At 59.3% G+C, this 24,448-nt stretch carries 19 protein-coding genes; 10 read left to right on the forward strand and 9 right to left on the reverse strand.

The window, feature by feature from the left end; all coding sequences use genetic code 11:
- Positions 1–5: 5 nt before the first annotated feature.
- Both HNR38_RS12615 and HNR38_RS12620 read right to left on the reverse strand, forming a co-directional pair.
- A complete protein-coding gene (locus tag HNR38_RS12615) occupies positions 6–1,304 on the reverse strand; it encodes an NCS2 family permease (RefSeq protein WP_183704733.1) in 1,299 nt (432 codons plus the stop codon).
- 147 nt (positions 1,305–1,451) lie between these two features.
- The gene (locus HNR38_RS12620; protein WP_183704735.1) at positions 1,452–2,069 is read right to left on the reverse strand and encodes a trimeric intracellular cation channel family protein; all 618 of its coding nucleotides are present in this window, start codon (positions 2,067–2,069) and stop codon (positions 1,452–1,454) included.
- Between the two features lie 155 nt (positions 2,070–2,224).
- Here HNR38_RS12620 and parE point away from each other — a divergent pair, with 155 nt between their 5' ends.
- Both parE and HNR38_RS12630 read left to right on the forward strand, forming a co-directional pair.
- Positions 2,225–4,120, forward strand: coding sequence for a DNA topoisomerase IV subunit B (gene parE / locus HNR38_RS12625; protein WP_183704737.1), 1,896 nt, complete (start codon positions 2,225–2,227; stop codon positions 4,118–4,120).
- Positions 4,121–4,216: 96 nt separating this feature from the next.
- On the forward strand, positions 4,217–5,992 hold the full coding sequence (locus HNR38_RS12630; RefSeq protein WP_183704739.1) for an SLC13 family permease: 1,776 nt from the start codon (positions 4,217–4,219) through the stop codon (positions 5,990–5,992).
- Positions 5,993–5,995: 3 nt separating this feature from the next.
- On the opposite strand, the gene HNR38_RS12635 is transcribed toward HNR38_RS12630, so the two are convergent.
- Positions 5,996–7,261, reverse strand: coding sequence for an EAL domain-containing protein (locus HNR38_RS12635; RefSeq protein ID WP_183704741.1), 1,266 nt, complete (start codon positions 7,259–7,261; stop codon positions 5,996–5,998).
- Positions 7,262–7,802: 541 nt separating this feature from the next.
- Between HNR38_RS12635 and HNR38_RS12640 the strand changes: the two genes are divergently transcribed.
- A complete protein-coding gene (locus tag HNR38_RS12640) occupies positions 7,803–8,351 on the forward strand; it encodes a cytochrome b (protein ID WP_183704743.1) in 549 nt (182 codons plus the stop codon).
- 42 nt (positions 8,352–8,393) lie between these two features.
- Positions 8,394–8,975, forward strand: coding sequence for a YceI family protein (locus tag HNR38_RS12645; protein WP_183704745.1), 582 nt, complete (start codon positions 8,394–8,396; stop codon positions 8,973–8,975).
- 28 nt (positions 8,976–9,003) lie between these two features.
- On the opposite strand, the gene HNR38_RS12650 is transcribed toward HNR38_RS12645, so the two are convergent.
- Complete coding sequence (locus tag HNR38_RS12650; protein WP_183704747.1) at positions 9,004–10,641, reverse strand: methyl-accepting chemotaxis protein; 1,638 nt, start codon at positions 10,639–10,641, stop codon at positions 9,004–9,006.
- Positions 10,642–10,747: 106 nt separating this feature from the next.
- Positions 10,748–10,984: a hypothetical protein gene (locus HNR38_RS12655; RefSeq protein ID WP_183704749.1), complete on the reverse strand. Its 237-nt coding sequence runs from the start codon at positions 10,982–10,984 to the stop codon at positions 10,748–10,750.
- A gap of 231 nt (positions 10,985–11,215) precedes the next feature.
- Between HNR38_RS12655 and parC the strand changes: the two genes are divergently transcribed.
- Positions 11,216–13,510 carry a DNA topoisomerase IV subunit A gene (parC, locus tag HNR38_RS12660; protein WP_183704751.1) on the forward strand — a complete coding sequence of 765 codons (2,295 nt, stop codon included), beginning with the start codon at positions 11,216–11,218 and terminating at the stop codon, positions 13,508–13,510.
- Entirely contained in the window at positions 13,494–14,735 is a 1,242-nt protein-coding gene (gene serB, locus HNR38_RS12665) for a phosphoserine phosphatase SerB (RefSeq protein WP_183704753.1), read from the forward strand. The genes parC and serB overlap by 17 nt, the downstream gene beginning before the upstream one ends.
- Positions 14,736–14,753: 18 nt before the next feature.
- Here the strand turns inward: serB and HNR38_RS12670 are convergent, their stop codons facing one another.
- The 3 genes from HNR38_RS12670 to epmB all read right to left on the reverse strand — a co-directional run bounded on the left by HNR38_RS12670 (position 14,754) and on the right by epmB (position 20,004).
- A complete protein-coding gene (locus HNR38_RS12670) occupies positions 14,754–16,841 on the reverse strand; it encodes an EAL domain-containing response regulator (protein ID WP_183704754.1) in 2,088 nt (695 codons plus the stop codon).
- A 115-nt stretch (positions 16,842–16,956) separates the two neighbouring features.
- Entirely contained in the window at positions 16,957–18,768 is a 1,812-nt protein-coding gene (locus HNR38_RS12675; RefSeq protein ID WP_183704756.1) for a GTPase, read from the reverse strand.
- Positions 18,769–18,885: 117 nt separating this feature from the next.
- Entirely contained in the window at positions 18,886–20,004 is a 1,119-nt protein-coding gene (gene epmB, locus HNR38_RS12680) for an EF-P beta-lysylation protein EpmB (RefSeq protein WP_183704758.1), read from the reverse strand.
- 45 nt (positions 20,005–20,049) lie between these two features.
- On the opposite strand from epmB, the gene efp reads away from it, so the two are divergent.
- Both efp and epmA read left to right on the forward strand, forming a co-directional pair.
- Positions 20,050–20,625, forward strand: a complete 576-nt coding sequence (efp, locus tag HNR38_RS12685; protein ID WP_183704760.1) for an elongation factor P — start codon at positions 20,050–20,052, stop codon at positions 20,623–20,625.
- A gap of 7 nt (positions 20,626–20,632) precedes the next feature.
- Positions 20,633–21,601, forward strand: coding sequence for an EF-P lysine aminoacylase EpmA (gene epmA / locus HNR38_RS12690; RefSeq protein ID WP_183704762.1), 969 nt, complete (start codon positions 20,633–20,635; stop codon positions 21,599–21,601).
- Positions 21,602–21,605: 4 nt separating this feature from the next.
- Here the strand turns inward: epmA and asd are convergent, their stop codons facing one another.
- Positions 21,606–22,460, reverse strand: a complete 855-nt coding sequence (gene asd / locus HNR38_RS12695; protein ID WP_183704764.1) for an archaetidylserine decarboxylase — start codon at positions 22,458–22,460, stop codon at positions 21,606–21,608.
- 146 nt (positions 22,461–22,606) lie between these two features.
- On the opposite strand from asd, the gene motA reads away from it, so the two are divergent.
- A complete protein-coding gene (gene motA, locus HNR38_RS12700) occupies positions 22,607–23,458 on the forward strand; it encodes a flagellar motor stator protein MotA (protein ID WP_183704766.1) in 852 nt (283 codons plus the stop codon).
- Between the two features lie 31 nt (positions 23,459–23,489).
- Positions 23,490–24,446, forward strand: a complete 957-nt coding sequence (gene motB, locus HNR38_RS12705; protein ID WP_183704768.1) for a flagellar motor protein MotB — start codon at positions 23,490–23,492, stop codon at positions 24,444–24,446.
- The last annotated feature ends 2 nt before the right edge of the window (positions 24,447–24,448 follow it).

Here is a 24,448-nt window from a genome sequence, read left to right on the forward strand (position 1 = left end):
GCCGCTCAGGCGGCGTCCAGGAACATGAATTTGAGAACGAAGACCACCGCGATGATCACCACGCTTGGGTTCAGATCAGACCAGCGCCCGGACAGAGCCTTGACCACAGCATAGGTGATGAAACCCAGGGCAATGCCGTTGGCGATGGAGAAGGTCAGTGGCATGGTCAGTGCGGTTACAATTGCCGGCGCGGCGTCGGTAATGTCGTCCCAGTCTATCAGTTTCAGGCCGCTGGCCATGAGTACCGCGACGTACAGCAGGGCCGGGGCCGTGGCGTAGGCGGGGATGATGCTGGCGATCGGCGAAAACAGCAGGCAGGCCAGGAAAAGGATGGCCACCACGACGGCCGTCAGACCGGTGCGGCCACCAGCAGAGATGCCCGCTGTAGACTCGATGTAGCTGGTGGTGGTCGAGGTGCCCAGGGCGGCGCCGGACATGGTGGCGACCGAATCGGACATCAGGGCTCGGCCCAGTCGTGGCAGCTTGCCGTTTTCGTCGAGCAGGCCGCCACGGTGTGCGGCGCCGATCAGCGTACCGGAGGTGTCGAACAGATCCACGAACAGGAAGGCGAAGATGACGCTGATCATGCCGATGTTCAGGGCGCCGGAAAGGTCCAGTTCCAGGAAGGTGGGGGCGAGACTCGGCGGCGTAGACACCAGACCGTCGTATTCCACCATGCCCAGCAGCATGGAAACGACGGTGATGGCCAGAATGCCGATCATGACCGCACCGGTGATGCGACGGAACGACAGGGCGCAGATAAGCACGAAGCCGCCAAAGAACAGCAGACCCTCGGCAGCCTTGATGTCACCCAGGCCCACCAGGGTGGCGGGGTGATCCACCACGATGCCGGCGTTTTTCAGGGCGATCAGCGCCAGGAAGAAACCGATACCGGCGGAAATGCCGAAGCGCAGCGACATGGGAATGCTGTTGATGATCCATTCCCGCACTTTCACGATGCTGAGAATAAAGAAGATGAAGCCGGACAGGAACACGGCACCCAGCGCCACCTGCCAGCTGTACCCCATGCTGCCAACCACCGTGAAGGAGAAGAACGCATTCAGGCCCATGCCCGGTGCCAGTGCGATGGGGTAGTTGGCCCAGAGGCCCATGATCAGCGTGCCGATGGCGGCTGCCAGGCAGGTGGCCACGAAAACAGCGCCGAAATCCATGCCGGTGGACGACAGGATGCTCGGGTTGACCACGATGATATAGGCCATGGTCAGGAAGGTCGTAATGCCTGCAACCACTTCTCTACGAATCGTGGTTCCATGGGCCTTGAGCTGGAACAGTCGTTCAAACATGACGGAATCTGCCTCGCAGGGTGCTGGAAATTGGAATTTGGATCGGCTCCGGTCGGGAAACCGGGGACGGTGAAAAAACGGCAATGTTACCGTTTGAGGGGCGCCACGCCAAGGGATGATTGGCCTTTGAAGCCCTGCAATTTCTGGCTAGGAGTGGCTCTGGTCCCGCTGCAGGCGGATGTCGAAACGCACGGCGGCCAGTCGGAAAATGACAATGAACAGCAGACCAATGGAGAGGGCCAGGGTTTCGCTTTCCAGCAGCCACTGGCAGACAAAATACAGCCAGCAACCGGCAAAGGAGATGGAGGCGTAGATCTGGTCCTTGCGGAAGATGAAAGGGACTTCGTTGCACAGGGTGTCCCGCAGGGCGCCACCGAAGGTACCGGTCATCACCCCGAGCAGGGAGGCGATGAACCAGGAATGCCCCAGGTCCAGGGCCAGTTGCGCCCCGAGTATGGTGAAAATCCCCAGGCCAATGGCGTCGGGAAACACGATGCGCGACTCCCGAAGGCTATGGGCCCGGCTCCAGTAGCTGAACACCACGGCCATCGCCAGGATCAGAATGGGCTGCTCCTGATGTTTGATCCAGTACAGCGGGTGATTGTTCATCATCAGGTCCCGCAGGGTGCCGCCGCCGAGTGCGGTGACAAACCCGATGGTGAATACGCCCACGGGGTCCATATTCTTGGAGCGGGCGACGATCATTCCGGATATGGCAAAGGCGACAACGCCGATCATTTCGAGAAAATAGATGATGTCGAACATGGCAGGCCCCGGGTTTGGCTGTCAGGCTGTCGCAGTGGAAAAGTGGCGGAAGGATAACGGAAAAGCGCTTTGGCTTCATCAACCGTTGATCTTTCACCCTGAATCCCTAAGCTATGGACTGCTTTTATGACCAATTGCGGAGCCTCGCCCCCATTATGAGCCAGCAACAGTACAACGCCGATGCCATCGAAGTTCTGAGCGGTCTCGATCCGGTGCGCAAACGCCCGGGTATGTACACCGATACCTCGCGCCCGAATCACCTGGCCCAGGAGGTGATCGACAACAGTGTGGACGAGGCTCTGGCGGGCTATGCCAAGCGTATTGATGTCATCCTGCACAGCGACAACTCCCTGTCGGTGGAGGATGACGGCCGGGGCATGCCAGTGGATATCCACAAGGAGGAGGGGCTGCCGGGGGTCGAGCTGATCCTGTCCCGACTGCATGCGGGCGGTAAATTCTCCCAGGGTAACTACAACTTCTCCGGTGGTCTGCACGGGGTTGGGGTTTCCGTGGTGAACGCGCTGTCCACCCATCTGGAGATCACCATCAAGCGCAACGGTGAGATGCACCGGATGACGTTCGCCGATGGCGAAAAGGCATCGGAACTGGAAGTAGTCGATACTGTTGGCAAGCGCAACACCGGTACCCGGCTGCTGTTCACCCCGGACCCGAAATACTTCGACAGCCCCAACTTCTCCATCAGCCGCCTGCGCCACAATCTGCGCGCCAAGGCGGTACTCTGCCCTGGGCTGACGGTCACTTTCCTGCAGGAGAAAACCGGGGAAAAGGACGAATGGTTCTACCAGGACGGTCTGCGCGATTATCTGCGCACCGCGCTGGCGGACATTGAAGCGGTTCCCCTTGAGCCGTTTACCGGCAGCTTTTCCGGTAATAATGAGGCCGTGGACTGGGCGATCCAGTGGTTGCCGGAAGGCGGCGATGCGGTGCTGGAAAGCTACGTGAACCTGATTCCGACCACCCAGGGCGGCACCCACGTTAACGGGCTGCGGACCGGGCTGCTGGAGGCTATGCGGGAGTTCTGTGAGTTCCGCAACCTGCTGCCCCGGGGCGTGAAGCTGACGCCGGAGGACATCTGGGAGCGGGTAGCCTATGTGCTGTCGTTCAAGATGCAGGAGCCGCAGTTTTCGGGGCAGACCAAGGAGCGCCTGTCCTCCCGTGAGGCGGCGTCTTTTGTCTCGGGCGTGGTCAAGGACGCCTTCAGCCTCTGGCTGAACCAGCATACCGACATTGCCGAATCCCTGGCTGAACTGTTCATCAGCAATGCCCAGCGCCGCCTGCGGGCGAGCAAGAAGGTGGCCCGTAAAAAGGTGACCTCAGGCCCGGCGCTGCCCGGCAAGCTGGCGGACTGTTCCGGGGCCGACGCCAGCCGCTCCGAGCTGTTCCTGGTGGAGGGTGACTCTGCCGGTGGTTCCGCCAAGCAGGCGCGGGATCGGGAGTTCCAGGCGGTGATGCCGCTGCGGGGCAAAATCCTGAATACCTGGGAAGTGGACCCGGGAGAAATCCTGGCCTCCCAGGAAGTGCATGACATTGCCGTGGCTATTGGCGTGGATCCGGGGTCGGAGAGGCTCGAAGGGCTGCGTTACAACAAGATCTGCATCCTGGCGGATGCCGACTCCGATGGCCTTCACATCGCCACCCTGCTGTGCGCACTCTTCGTTAAACACTTCCGGCCACTGGTCGCCGCCGGCCATGTGTTTGTGGCCATGCCCCCACTGTATCGGGTGGACCTGGGCAAGGAAACTTTCTATGCCCTGGATGAGCATGAGAAGCAGGGCATTGTCGACCGCCTGGCGGCCGAAAAGCGTAAGGGCAAGATCCAGGTGACCCGCTTCAAGGGTCTGGGTGAGATGAACCCATTGCAGCTACGGGAAACCACCATGGCGCCGGACACCCGTCGTCTGGTCATGCTGACCCTGGAAGACGGTGATGAAACCGAGGAGCGCATGGATATGCTGCTGGGCAAGAAGCGGGCATCCGACCGCCGCTCCTGGCTGGAAACCTACGGCAATATGGCGGACATTGAGGTTTGATGTTCATTTCTGGAATATAAAAATCATTAGTTATTCTTTTTAAATCTTTTATTTGCCCGTTATCCTGCCGGTTTCAGGATTGGATAAGACCGGATTATGGACTGGCAAGGTTGGTTTTCTCTGGGCATCGCCGCCGTCGCTCTCGGACTGATGAGTTCCGGCCGGTTTGCGCCCCATCTGGTCATGATGTCGGTGCTGGTGGTGCTCAGCGCCACCGGCATACTGGCGCCGGAACAGGCGCTTGCCGGCTTCAGTAATCCCGGTCTGATCACCGTCGTGGGCATGTTTGTCGTGGCCTCCGGCGTCCATCATTCCGGCGGCGTGGACCTGCTGGTGCATTACATCCTGGGGCGGCCCGGCTCGGTCCGGCGGGCCCAGGCCCGGATTGCCCTGCCGGTGACCCTGCTCAGTGGCTTTCTGAATAACACGCCCGTCGTTGCCACCATGATTCCGGCCGTCCATGCCTGGTCCCGCAAGATCGGCATTTCCCCCTCACGTCTGATGATTCCCCTGAGCTACGCCGCCATTCTGGGCGGAACCCTGACCCTGATCGGCACCAGCACCAATCTGGTGGTTAATGGTCAGTACCAGCAGTTGACCGGCGGCGAGGGCTTTTCCGTGTTTGCCATTACTGCGGTGGGCCTGCCGGTGGCCGTTATCGGTGTTACGGCCATGCTGATTTTCCTGCCACGGTTTCTGCCGGACCGGAAAGATCAGCACAAGTTCGGTTCCGTCCGGGAATTCACCCTTGAGGTGGCGGTGGCGTTTGAAGGGCCTCTGGTGGGTAAAAGCGTCGGAGAGGCGGGCCTGCGGGAGCTTGATCGTCTGTATCTGGTGGAAATCGAGCGGGATGGCAGCGTGGTCACGGCGGTGCCCTCGGAAGAACGCCTGCGGGGCGGTGACCGGCTGGTGTTTGCCGGCGACACCCAGGCCATCTCGGACCTGCTGCGCATCAACGGTATCGTTCCCTCGGTGCACGATGACGAACCGGCCCTGAGCAAGGACCGGGCGGAACGACGCCTGGTCGAAGCGGCCCTGTCGCCCCAGTCCGACGTGCTGGGACTGACCATCCGGGACGCCCGCTTCCGGGACCGGTATGGCGCCGTGGTTCTGGCCGTGGCCCGCGGTGGGGAGCGGGTGCCGGGGAATCTGGGCAATATCCGCCTCAAGCCCGGGGATGTCCTGCTGCTGGAAGCCCGTCCGGCGTTTGTCAGTCGCCAGCGTTACAACAAGGATTTTCTGCTGATCAATGATCTGGAAACCGAAGCGCCCCGGCACGAGCGGGCCTGGCTTTCCTGGGGCATCCTGTTGTCGGTTGTGGGCATGGCGGCGCTGGGCCTGTTGTCCATGCTCAATGCTGCGCTGGTGGGAGCGGCCCTGATGATTCTCAGTGGCTGCTGTTCGGTCGGGCAGGCGCAGAAGTCCGTGGATGTGCCTGTGGTGCTGACCATTGCCGCTTCGTTTGCCCTGGGAGGGGCTCTGGAGCAGACCGGCGCTGCCGGATTTCTGGCTGGCACGGTACTGGAGCTGAGTCACGGCCATGTGCTTCTGGCGCTTTTGCTGGTGTATGTACTGGTGTCGGTACTGACCGAAGTGATCACCAATAACGCCGCAGCGGTTCTGCTGGTACCCGTGGTGCTGTCTCTGACCACCAGTCTGGGCGCGCCGGCGGAGCCTTTTATGATCGCCATCATGATGGCGGCTTCCGCCAGTTTTGCCACCCCTTTGGGTTATCAGACCAACATGATGGTGTTCGGGCCCGGTGGCTATCGTTTTGGGGATTTTGTCAGGGTGGGGCTGCCGATGAATCTGTTTGTGGGGCTGGTGACAGTAGTGGTGATCGCCCTGGTGTACGACTTGCCGCTGAGGTGACGGTCAGGCGTGATTATCAGCCAGGATGTCGCAGCAGAGCACTCGCATCCGGCCATGATAACTGTAAGCCCGGGACAGGGTGACACACATGTAGGCTCCGGTGACGCAGAGATAGGGTGACGTCACGTGCAGGGTATTCGGGTAGGCCAGCGCCTGACGCAGATATTCCTGGCGGAACCAGTCGGCACTGGCAGTGCTCTCCAGGGGGCGGAATCGTGGGTCACGGTTTCTCAGCGCGGTGTCAGAGACGACGGTGTCGTCGATCTGTATGCCGTTGTGATCGACCAGGTAGCAGCGGGAGACCGTTGGGTGGTCGAGTAGTTCTGTACACGCGCCTGCCATGGAGGCGTCTTCCTCCAGCAGTTCGGTCGCTCGCCGGAAGGGGCCATCGAAGAAGTCGAGCACCTGTTGGGCCGGGTCGTGGGTGACTTTTTTATAGCGTTTGTATTCGCTGAGGAGTTCGTCCAGATCGATCGGCTCGCGGGTAAAGCTGTCCAGTTCCAGTGCCGGTTTTCGGAAGTAGAAGCCCTGGACGAAATCCACACCCGCATCAATAGCGATCATGGCCTGATCCCGGGTTTCGACGCCTTCCAGTAACACCAGACAACCGGACTGGTGCAACAGCGACACCATACCGTTGAGAATCTGCCGCGCGCGGGGCTCTTCGGAGGCGCGCCACAGTAGCTCCCGGTCCAGCTTTACAATGTCCGGGGACAGGTTCCAGATGCGCTCGAAGTTTGAATGGCCGGCTCCGAAATCATCAATGGCGGTGAGGCAACCCAGTTCCCGGTAATAGGCGACGGTGTCCCGCAACTTGGCCGGATCATCCGTGGGCTGTTCGACGATTTCAATCACCACCCGGTGGGGTGGCAACCCCGTTTTATTCAGCAACTGGCCAAAGAACGAGCTTGCGAGTCCGCCGGCTGTCACCACTTTTGGCGACACGTTAAGGAACAACCAGTTGAGCTGGTCCTGTATGTCGCAATAATTGCGCATGTGCAGGTACCGGCACAGGCGATCCAGCAGGAGGTTTTCGCCCTCGGATTCGGGGAGCCTGAACAGTTGCAGGGGGGGAACCGGGCATCGGTCGTTATCGAACGCACGGATCAGCGCTTCATAACCAATCGTGCGTTTGTGGGAAATGCTGTAGATCGGTTGCAGGGCGGTGCGCAGGGTCAGACCGCGAAAACTAGCCGTCCAGACATCGCCTTCCTGAGTCAGCATCGGGGACAGCAAGTCAATTTCGGGATCAGGAAGGCTTTGGGACATAGGCAGAATCTGAACCGTTAGCGAAAACATCGGTGGTGACTCTGGTGCCGCACAGCAGTCAGCCAGAGTGCCTTGATCCCTGGCACCGATGCACCTATGGATGGGCTGGATTAGCTTACAGGTCTAAAGAGTGCCAAAAAAAATTGGCTATTACCACCACTTAAGTCAATAAAAGGGTGCCAATAGCCAGGGGGCAGGGGATGCACCCGGACCGGCACCGGGTGCGCCGAAGGGGCTGTCAGTTGTTGCTCGGGACAACGACGGATTCGTCGAATTCCAGTTCCATGTGAAGTTCCTCGCGGTCGCAGGCGCCCCGGCGAAAGGGCTTGGTTTCATAGTATGTGAAAAGTCTATCTTCACCATAGTTTCCCGCAATCCGTAGAACCCGTAGGTCGTTTTTCGCACGCCGGGGGCCGGTTGATCAGAAAATCTGATGGTGGTCAGCAAAACATTTCGTTTTCCCCTCCGGCCCAGGCTTTCTATGCTTTTGGCAATCATTTGGATTTGGACAGACCGGCTGATTAGAGGAGCATTTCCAGCCATGGCACTGATGAATTCGCCGCAGACCTACGGATGGGTAACCGTGATCCTGCATTGGGTCGTGGCGGCCGGGATCATTGGTCTGTTCGCATTGGGTTACTGGATGGTTGGACTGACCTACTATGACCCCTGGTACAAGACCGGGCCGGATGTGCATCGCAGCGTGGGTATCCTGCTGTTCATTACGATGCTCGTGCGCGTGGCCTGGCGTCTGTTGACGCCGTCCCCGGCTGCCGTTTCCAGACACAGGCGCTGGGAAGTGTTGGCCGCCCATCTGGCTCATGGGCTTCTCTACCTGCTCGTTTTTGTTGCGATGATCAGCGGTTACCTGATTTCAACCGCCGATGGAACCGCGATTCATGTGTTTGGCTGGTTCAAAGTGCCGTCACTCACCGGTCGTATCCAGGGTATGGAGGATATCGCCGGTGTTGTCCATTACTGGAGTACCTGGACGCTGATTGTCCTGGCCGCCCTTCATGCACTGGCCGGATTGAAGCACCATTTCGTAGACCGGGATCCAACACTTACTCGTATGCTCGGACGTTCGTAGCCCGGGCCCTCTGATTGATACCACTGCACCAAGGAGAGACCGATGAAAAAACTGCTGCTTGCTTCTGCCATTTCCATGGCCCTGGTGGGGACGGCTCAGGCCGACACCCACAGTGGCACCTATCAATTCGATACTGAAGGTCGTCACCAGTTCATTACCTTCAGGATTTCACATCTTGGGTACAGCTGGCTGTATGGGCGCTTCAACGATTTTGACGGCGAATTCACCTACGATGCGGAAAACCCGGAGAACAGTTCGGTGTCGGTTACGGTGGACACTGGGAGTGTAGACAGCAACCATGCCGAGCGGGACAAGCATCTGCGCAGTGAAGATTTCCTGTACGTCAGCGAATATCCCGAAGCGACCTTTGAAAGCACAAAGGTCGTGGTTGGTGATGATGGTGAGGCTGATATTGTCGGGGACCTGACCCTGCGCGGCGTCACCCGTGAAATTACCCTCGATGCCGAGATGGTCGGCCATGGTGAGGACCCATGGGGTGGTTACCGGATGGGCTTTGAGGCGGAAACCGAGTTGCGCCTCAAAGATTTCGGCATCCCCATGGATCTTGGTAAAGCCTCGGAAACCGTAGAACTGGAAATTTCGGTTGAAGGTATTCGCCAGTAACCGGGGCTGGAGACCGGGTTTCCGCGCGTTAAACGCGGAACCGTCCGGTCTGGCTTTCCAGTTGTGATGCGTATTCCTCCAGGGATTTGCTGATGCCGTCGATGGCCTGGGAACGGTCAGCGCTGGCGGCTGCCAGGTCATTGATGTCGGTGATGCTCCGGTTGATCTCGTCAATGACCTGAGTCTGTTCCTCAGTGGCCGATGCGACGCTGGTGTTCACGTCTGCGATGTCGGAAATGGCTTCAAGGATTGCCCGGAGTTCCTGATCGGCTTCCTCGGAGGATTTCTCCGTTGCAGTTGCTTCTTTGCCGCTGACTTCCATGATATCGACAACTTCGGTAACCCCGCTCTGAAGTGTGGAAATCATTGACTGGATGTCCTCGGTGGATTTCTGGGTACGTTGGGCCAGGGTTCTGACTTCGTCTGCGACCACGGCGAAGCCACGGCCCTGTTCACCGGCACGGGCGGCCTCAATGGCGGCATTCAGGGCGAGCAGGTTGGTCTGTTCGGCAATGCCGCGGATGACGTCGAGCACCGAGGTAATGTTGTCGGAATCGGTGGACAGTTTGCGGATGACGTCCACCGCCTCGCCGATACGGGTGGCCAGTTGGCGAACCTGCTCTGATGACCCCTGGATGATACGGGCACCGTTGTTGCCTTTGGTCTCGGCGTTGCGGGTCAACTCGGCTGCCCGTGAAGCGTTGCCGGCGACCTCTTCGATGGCACTCTGCATTTCGTTGATGGCGGTGGCGACCATGGTGATGGAGTCCGTCTGTTTGGTCACCCCCTCGCTGTTATCCCGGGCTGAGGTGGCCAGGTGCGTGGACTCGGCGCCCAGATCCCGGCTCAGTGACTGGATGGAGCCAATCATGCTCTGAAGATTTTCCAGCACCCGGTTGAAGCTATGGGACAGAGTGCCCAGATCGTCCTGTTTCGTTACCGGGATGCGCTTGGTCAGGTCGCCTTCTCCGTCGGCAATGTCATCCAGTTGTGCGCGCAGGGTACCGATGGATTGAATGATCAGCCTGAGAAACACAATGAACAGAATCACGCTGAGGATCAGAGCTATGACGGTGATGACCAGAACGGTTGTTGAGCTGGCCAGTCCGTCTGCTGCTGCGCTGGCAGCCCTGTTTTGGGCTTGCTCGTCGGCATGAGCGCCGGCCTTGTCAAAGTAGTTCCGGAGTTCACCAAAGAGTGCGTCGGTTTCGCTGCGAGCCAGCCTGCGGGCCTGCTGGGGGGCGCCATCACGGGCCAGTTCGATCACTTTTGTTGCCGACTGGCGCCAGCGGTTGAATGCCTGGGTAAAGCCCTCGGTATGCTCGGCAACGCCGGTCCCGGCCAGGCGCTCAATGCTTTCTTCATACCGGCGCCGTGCCTGGTCGGCGTTTTCGTTGAAGTCCTTGAATGACTGATCGGAACTATCCCCACTGGATGCCAGGTCAATAATGCTCATCTGGGCAACGAGTGCCTGGTACAGGTCTCTGTCGCCATTAAGGATTTCACTGACGGATGGCAGGTAGACGGAGGCGGTGCGTTCGGTATCTGACACCAGGTTTCTGGCGGTCATGACACTGAAGACGCCAACAACAATCAGGGCAATGGCGGTGATGGCGAAGGGCAGGGCGATTTTTGTTCTGAAACCCAGGTTTTTTATTACATTCATGGCAGTCCCTCTCAATGGAAGCCTGATTATACTCTGCGTGTAGTCTTGGGTGACGCATTTTTGATCAGACTTTACGCTAACTCGGGGACCTTGGATCTGGCTGGTATCAGCCTTTTTGAGCACTTCCGGAAGGTTCGTTGCTTTTACACAGATAACGCTGACGCCAGAACTGGCCGACAAATATGACAGCCCAGATAAGCAGGCCCGCCCACAAGTATGGTTCCGGCATCTGAAAACTGCCACTAATGGCAAACTCCACCAGCAGCATCAGTGATACCGCCAGTACAGCATTGACCAGGGCTGTGATCATCGCATGCCAACATGCTTTGAGGTTGGGTTTCATAGGCTTCCGCTAATTCGCAGTTAAACAACGGCTATCGGTCACTTCAGCGAGAATACGGCGACCATTACCGTCTCTCCATGCGGGAATTCCGCTATTGGAAATTGGTGTATCCGGACTGGGGTCCATATAATGTGCGCCACGCCGCGCCGCCACCGGTCAGGCATTCGGGTAATCCCTGACCGGGGCGTACAATGGCATTCTGATTCAGTCATTCAAGGCAAAGAGGCACCCATGCCAGAGTTTCAGACAACGGATGAGGGGTTCGAGCGGGTATCGCTGCGGGACTATACCGAGAAGGCCTATCTCGACTATTCCATGTACGTCATCCTGGACCGCGCGTTGCCCAATGTGGGTGACGGTCTCAAGCCGGTTCAGCGTCGTATTGTCTATGCGATGTCGGAGTTGGGGCTGAAGTCCACCTCCAAGTACAAGAAGTCCGCCCGCACGGTGGGCGATGTGCTGGGTAAATTCCATCCCCATGGCGACAGCGCCTGTTACGAAGCCATGGTACTGATGGCGCAGCCATTCTCCTATCGTTATCCGCTGGTGGATGGCCAGGGTAACTGGGGCTCGCCGGATGACCCCAAATCCTTTGCCGCGATGCGGTATACCGAATCCCGGCTGGCTCCGTTTGCCGAAGTGCTGCTCAGCGAACTGGGACAGGGCACGGTGGACTGGGTGCCCAATTTTGATGGCACCATGGACGAACCCTCGGTGCTGCCGGCCCGCCTGCCTCACGTGCTGCTCAACGGTACTACCGGCATCGCGGTGGGTATGGCCACCGACATCCCGCCCCATAATGCCCGTGAGGTTGCGGCTGCCTGTATTCGGCTGCTGGACGCGCCGGAATCGACAGTGGATCAACTGTGCGAGCACATTCAGGGTCCGGATTTCCCAACCCGCGCGGAAATCATCACGCCGCAGCGGGATCTTCATAAAATGTATGAAACCGGGCGCGGTTCGCTAAGAATGCGGGCCCGCTGGATCCGGGAAGGCAGCGAGGTCGTGGTCACGGATCTGCCACACCAGGTGTCCGGAAATCGGGTACTCGAGCAGATTGCCCATCAGATGCAGACCAAGAAGCTGCCCATGGTGGCAGACCTGCGGGATGAGTCGGATCATGAGAATCCCACCCGGCTGGTGATTGTGCCGCGCTCGAACCGGGTGGATCTTGACGGGCTGATGGCTCACCTCTTTGCCAGCACCGACCTGGAGAAAACCTACCGCATCAATATCAATGTCATTGGCAATGATGGCCGTCCCGGTGTCAAAGGCCTGCGGGAAATTCTGACGGAATGGCTGGCGTTCCGTCGGACCACGGTCACCCGTCGGCTGCAATATCGTCTGGACAAGGTCCAGGCGCGCCTGCACATTCTCGAAGGCCTGCTGGTGGCTTACCTCAACATTGACGAGGTCATCGAAATCATCCGTTATGAGGACAAGCCCAAGGATGAGCTGATGCGCCGCTTCGGGCTGTCGGCAGAGCAGGCTGAAGCCATTCTGGAGTTGAAACTCCGCCACTTGGCAAAGCTGGAAGAAATGAAGATCCGCGGTGAGCAGGATGAACTGTCTGCCGAGCGGGACGAGCTGCAAGCTATTCTGGGCTCTGATGACCGGCTGCGTGAACTGATCAAGACAGAGCTTGAGCAGGATGCCGAGACATACGGGGACGACCGCCGCTCGCCAATCGTTGAACGCGACGAAGCCCGCGCCTTCAGCGAGACCGATCTGGTGTCCAACGACCCGGTTACCATTGTGCTGTCGGAAAAAGGCTGGGTCCGGGCGGCCAAGGGCCACGATATCGATCCGGCCGGCCTCAGTTACAAGTCCGGGGACCGGTTCGCGCTGGCGGCCCAGGGCCGGAATAACCAGCAGGCCATCTTCCTGGATTCCACCGGCCGAGCCTATTCACTGATGGCCCATTCCCTGCCGTCAGCCCGGGGGCAGGGTGAACCCCTGACCGGCCGGATCAACCCACCCTCCGGTGCCAGCTTTGCCGGCCTGGTGACCGGTAAGCCCGAGCGAAAAGTATTGCTTGTGACCGACGGTGGTTATGGTTTTGTCACTGCGCTGGGCGACATGATCAGCAAGAACCGGGCGGGCAAGGCGGTGGTGACCGTGCCCAAGGGAGCCCGCATCATGCCACCGGTAATGGTTCCGGAAACAGCGTCCACCCTGTACCTTGCGGCGGTTTCCAACGAGGGGCGGATGCTGGTATTCCCGCTCAGCGAGCTTCCGGAACTGGCCAAGGGCAAGGGCAACAAAATCATCAGTATTCCATCGGCCCGGCTGCAGAGTGGGGAAGAATACGTGGTTGCGGTGGCTGTGTTCGGCGAGGAAGACCAACTGGAAATCCGTGCCGGCAAGCGCAAACTCGGGCTGCGTTTCGGTGATCTGGAACATTACCAGGGCGAACGGGGCCGCCGGGGGCACAAGCTGCCCCGAGGCCTGCAGCGGGTGGACGCCATTGACGTGCTCCCTTCCGCCGCCCGTGCCCGGGAAGAGGAGCATGCTGACAGTGAGTGAGCTGGTACTGATCAATGTGTCCGGCCGTGACAAGCCGGGCCTGACCTCGGAAATCACCGGCATCATGGGGCAGTACGATGTCCGGATTCTGGATATCGGTCAGGCGGTCATTCACGACCACCTGACCTGGGGTATCCTGATCGAGATTCCGGATGAATCCAAGTCTTCTCCGGTGATCCGTGATCTGCTGTTCCGGCTGCATTCCCTGGATCTGCAGGTCCGGTTTGCCCCCATTACCCGGGAGGAATACCAGGCCTGGGCCGAGGGGCGTAACCGGGCATGCTACATCGTCACGCTGCTGTCCCGCGACATCAAGGCCGAGCAGATCGCACGGGTGTCGGCGATTACCGCCCGCCATGGCCTGAATATCGACAACATTTCCCGTCTGTCTGCGCGGCCTTCCCTCAACCCCTCGGATAACCGTATCGCCTGTGTGGAGTTCTCGGTGCGTGGTACACCGGAGGATCTCGACCAGCTGCGGGCTGATTTTCTCCATATTGCCGGGGAGATGAATGTGGACATCGCGTTCCAGGAAGACTCCATCTTCCGGCGTAACCGCCGGCTGGTCGTGTTCGACATGGACTCCACCCTGATTGAGGCGGAAGTGATTGATGAGCTGGCCCATGAGGCCGGGGTGGGGGATCAGGTGGCAGCAATCACCGAAAGGGCCATGCAGGGGCAGCTCGATTTCAGTCAGAGTTTTGCCGAGCGACTGGCCTTGCTGGAGGGGCTGGATGAATCGGTCCTCGAGGGTATCGCTGCCCGCCTGCGCCTGACCGAGGGGGCTGAGCACCTGATCCGGAGTCTCAAGGGGCTGGGGTATCGCACCGCCATTCTCTCCGGGGGCTTCACCTATTTTGCCCGGCATCTGCAGGACAAGCTGGGCATCGATTATGTCTACGCCAATGAGCTGGAAATCAAGAATGGCCAGGTGACCGGCAAGGTCTGTGGGCAGGTGGTGGATGGTAAGCGCAAGGCGGAACTGCTGCTGGAAATTGCGGAAAAGGAACACATTTCCCGTGAGCAGGTGATCGCCGTGGGTGACGGCGCCAATGATCTGCCCATGCTGAGCCAGGCGGGGTTGGGGGTAGCCTTCCGGGCCAAGCCGCTGGTCAAGGAATCCGCCCGTCATGCCATTTCGACGCTCGGGCTGGATGCCATTCTCTATCTGATCGGTTTCCGGGAAAGTGACACCAATCAGAGTCTGCAGCAGGGCGGGCTCTGAGGCCCGCCCGTCTGAGCCTTAACTGTCGCCGAAGTCGTAGTTCATCTCGGGCACTGGCGCCTGCAGGTAGTAGCCCTGGATATAGTTCACGCCGGCCTGCCAGAGGGTAGCCAGCACGCCGGCATTCTCGACCAGCGGAATAATCGTCAGTTTGCCGGCGTTCTGCAGGCTCTTGACCATCTCTTTGACCTGGTCCTTGGCTTCATCATTCTTCTGCAGCTCTTCGGTGAAGGACCCGTCAATCTTCACGTAGTCCGCATCAATGTGCTTGAGGGTGTTGAACGGGTTCAGTGCACACCCGAACTGGGAGATGGATACCCGACAGCGTAATTCGTGAACCGCCTTGGCAAACTCCCGGGCCTGCTTCATGTGATTGTTGGCATCCCCTTCCCGGATCTGGAAGATCAGGGAGTCACCGGGCAGTCTTGATGCTTTCAGTGCGACACTGAGCCAGGGCGTGAAGGTTTTGTCCTGAAGCGTCCGCGAGGTGATGTTCAGGAACAGACGGGTGTCGTGACCCCGGGAGCGATGACTGGCCAACTGCTTGATGGTCTGCAGTATCACCCAGCGGTCAATGCGAATGGCCGTGTCGCTGGGCCCTGCCGGTGGCAGGAAGTCATAGGGCGAGATCTCCTTGTCGTCCTTGTCGAGCATACGGACAAAGGCTTCGTAGTGTTCCTCGTCTTCACCTCTAAGGTTGATGATGGGCTGGAACAGCAGTCGGAAGCGGTTCTCGTCCAGAGCCTTCTGGATCGCCTCGGTGGAATTGGTCTCGTCCAGGGTTTCGTGGTCGGCCGGGTTATAGACCAGCACGCCGTTGCCCTGGGTGTGGCCTTCCTGTTTCTTCAGTTCCGCCGTCGCAGTGTGGGCCCGGCCCAGCATATCCTCGGCGTTCGGGGAATTTTCGGTGATGGCGGCGATGCCAATGGAGACGGTTACGGGAACGGTACGGCCATTGATGTCGAACAGGTGGTCTTCCACAGCCTTGCGGATCTGGTTGCACTGCTCCTCCAGGTCCTTCTCATTACATGGAAAGCGCATTAGGCAGAAAGCGTCGTCGCTCAACCGGGCCAGGGTGCCTTTGTCTGCGGAATACTCACGGAGCAGTGTAGCCAGATCGCCCAGCAGCAGGTCCGCCCCGGAAATACCCACCCGGGTCTTGGTGCTCATGAAGTTGTCCAGCGCGATATAGGCCAGGGCGCCGGTTTCGTTGTTCTTGCCGGCTTCGGCAATGGCCTGGCCCAGGGCGTCCATCAGGTACTGGCGGTTGTACAGGCCGGTGAGCAGGTCCTGACTGCTGATCTGTTTGAGCTTTTCTTCGAGTTCTGCATCGGAGTGCTCGGGCTGGAGGACGATCTGGGTACAGGCTTCGCCATCGAAAGTGGCGGCCGATACCGACATGGTGACGTTCAGCTCCTGGTCGTCGCTGCGTCGGGCTGCGCAGTTGAGCGTCATGCCATCTTCGCGTTTCTCGGCAAAACCCTTCATGAAAGACTTGTACTTTTCCTGACTCTTGGGCGTCAGGGTGTCCAGAACCGGAATACAGATCAGCTCGTCAAGGTCGTCGTAGCCCAGCAGTTCCATGTACGACTGGTTGGCATAGATGTGCATGCCGTCGTTGATGTAGGCAATGGCATCCTTGGAACTTTCCAGCAGCAACTGGCACCGCTGCTCGGCTTCCCGGAGGTGGGAGTCCAGTACCCGGCGTCGGCGGCGCTCCTCCAGGGCAGCCAGTTCACGTTTGGCTGTCAGTACCATCAGGTCGGTGTATTCGAAGGGGAGGGCATCCTGGGCGCCGGCCCGCATGATATTGACCGTCCGTTCCCGGTCTTCGGTTTCGGTCAGCAGGATGAACGGGATGTCTTTATCCATGCGCTTGACCATGGCCAGTGCGTCGTCCGGTCCGAACTCCTGCTCTTCCAGGTCCCGGGCCAGCAGCAGATCCCAGCTGGCCGTCTTCAGCGCTTCCTCAAGGTCTTCTTCGGAGGTGATCCGGTGGGCCCGGGTGGCCCGGCCGGCATTGCGCAACAGACTGACTACCGACTCGGCATCATTCTGCGACGGATCTAGGATCAACAGGTGTACGGTCGAGTTTTGCTTCTGCATGCGTCGGAAATCTCATGCCGCCCGGGACGGGTATCGACGGGGGCAATTTGCTTGAAAGTCCATGGGTGTTGCGGTTAATGATGCAGTCCTTGGCGCTCAATAACAACCGACTGGTCTACAGTGACGGCCAAAGGGAATCGAATTCATCATCGGTGGTTCCACCGGTCCCCAGTGGTGATGCCTGCTTGCCGGCCGTGATTTCAGAACTGTACAGCTTGAGTTCGAACTGGCTGATGCTGCCGGTTGCCGAGACCTTCTTCAGAAGATGCCCCTGATCCTCCCGGCCATCGTGGAGCAGGGAGATCCGGCTGCCGGTCTGGAAGGGCATGCGGGGCGTGACCAGTGTCGCGGCCTGATTGACGACACTGATTTCAGGCAGCAGTAGCCCACGCAGGTACTCGCTGCTGTTGCCCACCTTCTGGATCAGGCGGACGGCACAGGGGGCGGCACTGGGCGCCAGCAGCTCAATGCCAACCTGAGAACCCTGATTCTTGATCTGGCGCAGCCAGCGGACCACGGCGATGCTCCAGGGGTGGCTGCTGTGTTCCCTCACCCCGAGAACCTCTCCGGCCTGCAGTGAGGCTGGAATGTTGTTCTCCCAACTGACGCAGTAACCGCCCGGACTGGTATTCACCAGTGATGTCTCAAAGGATCGGGGCGGGGCTTTGCCGGGGCTGGCTGCAGCCTGACTGCCAGAGGAATCCCGGAAATTGATCGGGGAGTCCGAGGTGTGCAGTCGGTCGTCGCTGGGGGCTACGTCATGGGCCTGGGACCAGGCATCGCCCTGTTGCCTGGCGCTGCGGACAAAACGGTTTTCCTGCTCCGGGCTGTCACTGTCATTGCCGGAGACAAATTCCGAGAAGGCTTTCTGGCCGGCTACAAAATAGTGGGTTGCTGTCAGGCCGACACAGATTTCCAGGGTGCCCTGGCTGGCGATACGGTTGAAGTTGCGTTTGGCGAGTATGCCCAGAGCCTGGTTCAGGTGGGTTAGCAGCGGGTCACTGACATTGCCGGGCACCTCCAGTGGTGTCTGGACCTTGGTGCGGCTCTGGCGGGCATTGATGGTCGCCGACAGGTGGTCGGACAGTTCGTGGGTGTCCAGACCATAGCTTTGCTGACCGGTCGCCGCTTCGAGCAGGCTGCGATAGATGGGCGGGCCATCCTGTTCCGGGTTGACTACGAACAGGCTGTCGCTGCCGATATCGGGACCGCACCGGCTGTAACCGGTCCAGGTTTCGAGCAGGTCGTAGACCTGCGTCAGTTCCGTCTGTCTGAGCTGGTTGGGGCGGGCGCAGCCCAACAGCAGGATACGTTTGTAGCTATCGGCGACGGTGCTGGATTTGCGGTGAACCAGCGTGTTGTCCTCGATGTCCTGATCAAGCAGACGATGGCGATAGGCAAACTGGAACAGATGGTGGCATTCGAGCCAACTGCGCCGGGGGCTCGGGCAGTAGAGCTGGTGTGCACGAAGGATGGTTTCGGCCAGTTCCGACACGGCCCGATGGGTGGCCACAGCGATCTGGCGCCGGTTCTTGTCGGTGACACTGCTATCCAGGTATTCCAGCAGACAGAGCTTGTAGCCGCTGGCCAGGTGCAGTTGCAGGGCCTGGGTAAGATTGGCGATTTTGCGCTGTTTTTCCGGCAGGGCAATGGCCAGCCCCAGAAAGTGACGGGACAGTTCCTCACAAACAAAGTGGATCCGGTCACGGATGATTTCCAGGAACTGCATGCGCTGCTGCGGCGGCAGGAACACCTGGTTCAGTTCGATAATGGCATGGTAAAGCTGTCGTGAGGCTTCGCCAATATTGGCCATGGGCAGTTGTTCCGTCCACTGCCGGAAAGCTTTGGGCGCGGTGTCGCAGAACGACAGGCTGGCCGTTTTCTGCTCCGGGACTACGAGCTCTGGTTTCACAATCCTGCTTTCCATGTCGTTACGCCATTTGCCATAACATGTGAGGTTCGCACTGAAAGTGCCTAAAATACATGCCTTTATTGTTCATGTTCATTCACTGTCAAGATAGCAAATAGGAAATAAAAAGCGACATCAGCGTACAAACGGGTCGCTACCATGACTTTTCGATGACGCCTCTGGCCAAAGGTTCAATGGTGTCTTGGCCGGCTGGCCGGGAATTTCCCGGACCAGTTTCGGGACCAGGAAACCAGGCAGGCGGCTGAGCATGCCGCGAACCAGCTCAGCCGCTTCCTGATCGCTGACATCAAAGTGATGGGCACCCTCAACCGGGTCGAAGGCATGCAGGTAATAAGGCATGACGCCCGCCTCGAACAGGGCCTCACTTAACTGACACAGGGTGTCAGTGGAATCGTTGACCCCGCGCAGCACCACGCTCTGGTTCAGCAGGGTAACACCGGCCCCCCTTAGTCTGGCCAGGGCGGACCGGGTGGCCTGATCGATTTCCGCCGGGTGATTGATGTGCAGCACCAGGACAACCTGCAGCCGACTGGCGGTGAGCCAGGCCAGCAATTCGTCGCAGACCCGCTGGGGGATCACAACCGGCAGGCGTGAATGAATCCGCAGTCGGCGAATGTGCGGCACCTCTTCAATCAGCCCGGCCCAGCGAGCCAGCAGTCGGTCGTTGACGGCCAGGGGGTCGCCGCCGCTGAAAATCACTTCATTGATGTCCGGGCTGGCGGTCAGAGCTTCAATCACCGCGCGCCTTTCGCCCGGGCCCAACCGGTGGCTGTCATAGGGAAAATGGCGGCGGAAGCAGTAACGGCAGTTGATGGCGCACTGACCTGTCACCATCAGTAGTGCCCGGCTCTGGTATTTGCGGATCAGCCCGGTGCCGGCAATGGCGTTGTCTTCGGCCAACGGGTCCTGGACAAAACCGGTCCGTTGCTGGGTTTCCTCGGCTCTGGGCAGGACCTGCCTGAGCAATGGATCGTCCGGATTGCCATATTCCATACGCTGAAGGAAAGGCTCCGGCACCCTGACGGGAAACAGTGAATGCCCGCCCTCTGCGCCGTCCAGCCATTGGGATGCAGACAAACCCAGGCGTTCAAGCAGTTGCTCGGGCCGGGTGACGGAGGCCTTCAGTATGGCTTGCCAGTCCTTGCTCTGGGGGGCTCTGATGGATGTCGGGGCCGGTGCGCTGTCCGCTTCCGGATCGCGGGCTTCTATAGGGGCAGGGGTTCGCTGTATCATAGCGACCTTTGAAATTTTAACGACAATATGTCAGGTGGACATTTCATGGCTTCATATTCTACCAACGAATTTCGCGGTGGTCTCAAGGTTTTGCTGGATGGCGATCCCTGCATCATGCTCGAGAACGAGTTTGTTAAGCCGGGCAAAGGGCAGGCGTTCAATCGGGTGAAACTGCGGAACCTGATGACCAACCGGGTCTGGGAGCGTACCTTCAAGTCGGGTGAAAGCCTGGAAGCGGCCGATGTGGTCGAACTCGACATGGAGTACCTGTACAGCGATGGTGAGTTCTGGCATTTCATGAAGACGGACGGTTCGTTCGAGCAATACGCCGCCGACGAGAAGGCCGTAGGTGACACCGTCAAATGGCTCAAGGAACAGGACGTCTATACCATTACCCTGTACAACGATGACCCTCTGAGCGTAACGCCTCCGAATTTTGTTGAACTTGAAGTGGTGGACACCGACCCCGGCATGAAGGGAGACACGGCTCAGGGTGGTTCCAAACCCGCCACATTGTCCACCGGTGCGGTGGTCAACGTACCGCTGTTCATCTCCATCGGTGAAGTCCTGAAAGTGGATACCCGTACCGGTGAGTACGTGGGCCGGGTCAAGACCAGCTGATCCTGCGATGACAGACGCAACTGTCTGGCAACCGGCTGCCTCACTGGCAGCCCTGAAAAGCCGCGCCGAGCTACTAGCTTATGTTCGCGGCTTTTTTGCGCGCCGCCGGGTTATGGAAGTGGAAACCCCGGTGCTTGGCCGCTTTGGTGTGACCGACCTGAACCTGGACGGAATTCGCGCGGATGTTGCGGCCTGTGGTGTCCGGGGTGGCTGGTTGCAGACGTCTCCCGAATACCACATGAAGCGTCTGCTGGCCGCTGGCGCCGGGCCTATCTTCCAGATTGCCCGGGTGTTCCGGGACGGTGAGAGCGGGCCGCGCCATAACCCGGAGTTTTCCCTGCTGGAGTGGTATCGCCCGGGTATGGATGACCGTGAGCTGATGGCCGAGGTGGGCGACCTGGTCTGCGGCTGGCTGGAGTGCCCGCAACCGGAGGTTCTGACCTATCGCGGTGCGCTGATGCGTCACGCCGGTTTTGATCCGATGGCCATCACCGACGCCGAGTTGCGCCAGTATTGCCAGCGCTGGCTGGAACCCGGGCAACTGGATGACCTAGGCCGTGATGCCTGCCTCGACCTGGTGATGAGCTTTGCCGTTGAGCCCGCCCTGGGGCAGAACGCCCCTGTGTTCGTGACCCGTTATCCCGCCTCCCAGGCTGCGCTGGCCAGAACCTCCCGGGACGATGGTTATGCCGTCGCTCACCGTTTCGAGTTGTACAGTCAGGGCCTGGAATTGTGTAACGGTTACTGGGAACTGACCGACGCTGAAGAGCAGCGGGCACGATTCGAGGCGGACAACCGGGCACGCGGGGCTGCCGGCAAGCCGGAGATGGCCATTGATGAGACCCTGGTGGCGGCGATGGAATCCGGGCTCCCGGACTGTGCCGGTGTGGCGCTGGGTCTGGACCGATTGCAGATGCTCAAGGTGGGCGCCCGTTCGATTGATGAGGTGCTGGCCTTCCCGTTTGGCCGAGCCTGAGTTCTCAGCCTAACTGACCGAACGCCTCGCCCAGACGGACGGTTTTGCCCGCTGTCTGTTCCGGGTTCCAGCTCACGGCGCCTTTGGGCATGATCGCAATGACCGTCGAGCCCAACCGGAAACGACCCATTTCCTCGCCCTTGTTGAAGCTGATGGCCTCTTCACCCTGATACTGCCAGTGGCTGACGCTGTCCTGATTCGGCGCTACGACGCCGGCCCAGGTGGTCTCGACGCTGCCGACGATCATGGCGCCCACCAGGACCAGTGCCATCGGTCCTGCATCCGTGTCAAAAATGCAGGCCACCCGTTCGTTCCGGGCAAACAGGTTGGGCACCTGGTCAGCGGTGACCGGATTGACCGAGAACAGCTTGCCGGGCACGTACACCATCTCCCGAAGGCGGCCGGCCATGGGCATGTGGATGCGATGATAATCCTTGGGTGACAGATAGATCGTGGTGAACTCCCCTTCCGCGAAGGGCGCAGCCCGTTCTTCGTCACCACCCAGCAGTTCGGTCAGACCAAATGACTGCCCCTTGGCCTGGAAAATACGGTCATTGCTGATCTGGCCGAGTTGACTGATGGCGCCGTCCACCGGGCAGGCAAACACGCGGTGGTCGCCCTCGATGACCCGAGCCCCGGGTTTCAGGGCCCGGGTGAAAAATGCGTTGAAGCTGGCATAGGATTCCGGATCCGGGTCGGCTGCCTCGTTCATGTTCACGCCGTAACGGCCGATAAACCATTTGATGACCCGGTTCTTCAAGGCTGGCATGCTATCGTTGTCAGCCAGTTTGCCGGCCAGGCGGGAAATTGCCAGTTGCGGAATGATGTATTGGCTCAGGACGAAGAGTCGGTCAAACATCCGGGATCAGTCTCTTGGCTAAATGAAGGCTGCGCAGTTTAGCAAACCGTACTCTGTGTATAGAAATTGTTTTGTGGTTTCGCTGTTATGGCAGAGGCTTGCTATGATCGGGGCTCCCGGATGACAACAAGGCGTGCGTTGATTTCATGTTACTGATAATCGGAGCGGTAATCGTTGTTGCCAGTGTGCTGGGTGGTTATATCCTCCACGGCGGCAATCTGGCAGTTCTTTGGCAGCCCACCGAAATACTGATCATCGGTGGCGCGGCGGTGGGGTCATTCATCATCGCCAACCCGATGCATACGGTAAAGGAAGTGTTCCAGAGTGTGTTGCGACTTCTGACCGGTTCGCCGTTCAATAAATCCTTCTACATGGATCTTCTCAGCCTGCAGTACGAACTCTTCGACAAGTCCCGAAAACAGGGCGTGATGGCGATTGAGGAAGACATTGATAACCCGGAATCCAGCCAGATTTTCACCCGCTATCCGGCGGTCATGAAATCCAAGTACCTGCTCGCCTTCATTACCGACTATCTGCGTATCATCAGCACCGGCAACATGGCCTCCCATGAGCTCGAAGGCATGATGGAAAACGAGATCGACAGCCGGCATCACGAGCTCGAGGAGCCGGCGCACGCCGTCAACAAGATCGCGGATGCGCTGCCGGGCCTGGGGATCGTCGCGGCCGTGCTCGGTATCGTGATCACCATGAACTTCATGTCCGAGGGGCCCGAGAAGATCGGCCTGAGTGTGGCTGCGGCTCTGGTGGGTACCTTCCTGGGGATCTGGATGGGCTACGGTTTCGTTGGCCCGACTTCCATCGCCCTGGAGCACGCGGCCAAGTATGAACTCAAGGCCTATGAGTGCGTAAAAGCGTCGATCGTCGCCACCGTGTCCGGCCAGGCGCCTCAAATGGCCATCGAGTTCGGCCGCAAGGCGCTGCCGACCGATAAACGGCCGGGGTTCCAGGAACTGAATGATCACGTCCGGTCCAAGTAAGCCGGCATGCCAGGATAGCGCGGAGCCCTAGGTGGAAGAACAGCCGATTATCATCAAGCGTAAGAAAAAGGTTGTCGCCGGTCACCACGGCGGCTCCTGGAAAGTGGCGTTTGCGGATTTTGCCACGGCGATGATGGCGTTTTTCCTGGTGATGTGGCTGACCTCCACAGCGTCACCGGAACAGAAACTGGCAGTCCAGGGCTACTTCAGGGACCCGGTCGGCTTCACCGAGGGCGGTTCACCGAATCCGGTCGACCTGGAGGGCAGCGCCTCGGTGGTCGAGGAGTCTCCCCAGGACACCCAGCCCAACCAGATGCAACTGGAAGACGAGGTGGTGGACGAGCTCTCTGAAACCCTGGAACAGCGCCGTATGAAGGAGTTGTTCCAGGAGCTGGAGCAGCGGATTGAGGAAAACCAGACGCTCCAGGAGTTCAAGGATCAGTTGCTGATTGATATCACTGACGAAGGGCTGCGCATTCAGATCGTCGATCGGTCCGGAAGGCCGATGTTCGATAGCGGGTCCTCGCAGCTGAAGTATTACTCCCAGAACATCCTGTTTGAGCTGGCCAATACCCTCGGGTCGGTCAACAACAAGCTCAGTATTACCGGCCATACCGATTCCACCCCGTTCAAGGGGCGCCCCGGTTACACCAACTGGGAACTGTCGGCGGATCGGGCAAACACTGCCCGGCGGGCCCTGGTGGCCGGCGGTGTCCGGTCGGAGCAGATTGGCCGGGTTGTGGGGCTGAGTGACTCCGTCCTGTTTGACAAGGACGATCCGTTTGCCCCGGTGAACCGGCGTATTTCCATCATCGTTCTCAACAAGAAAACCGCCGAGGATATCCAGAGCGGCGCCCGCCCGGACGAGCCCGTGATTGATGTGACCGGGCCGAGCGAGCAGGAGCAGCAGAGGGCCACCGAACAACTCGAAGGTGGCAACTGGTTCAACGAGTCCGAGCCTCCCAAAGAAGGGGAGCTGGACTGGTAGCC

Origin of the sequence: Marinobacter oulmenensis (assembly GCF_014201735.1) — a bacterium.
GTDB lineage: Bacteria > Pseudomonadota > Gammaproteobacteria > Pseudomonadales > Oleiphilaceae > Marinobacter > Marinobacter oulmenensis.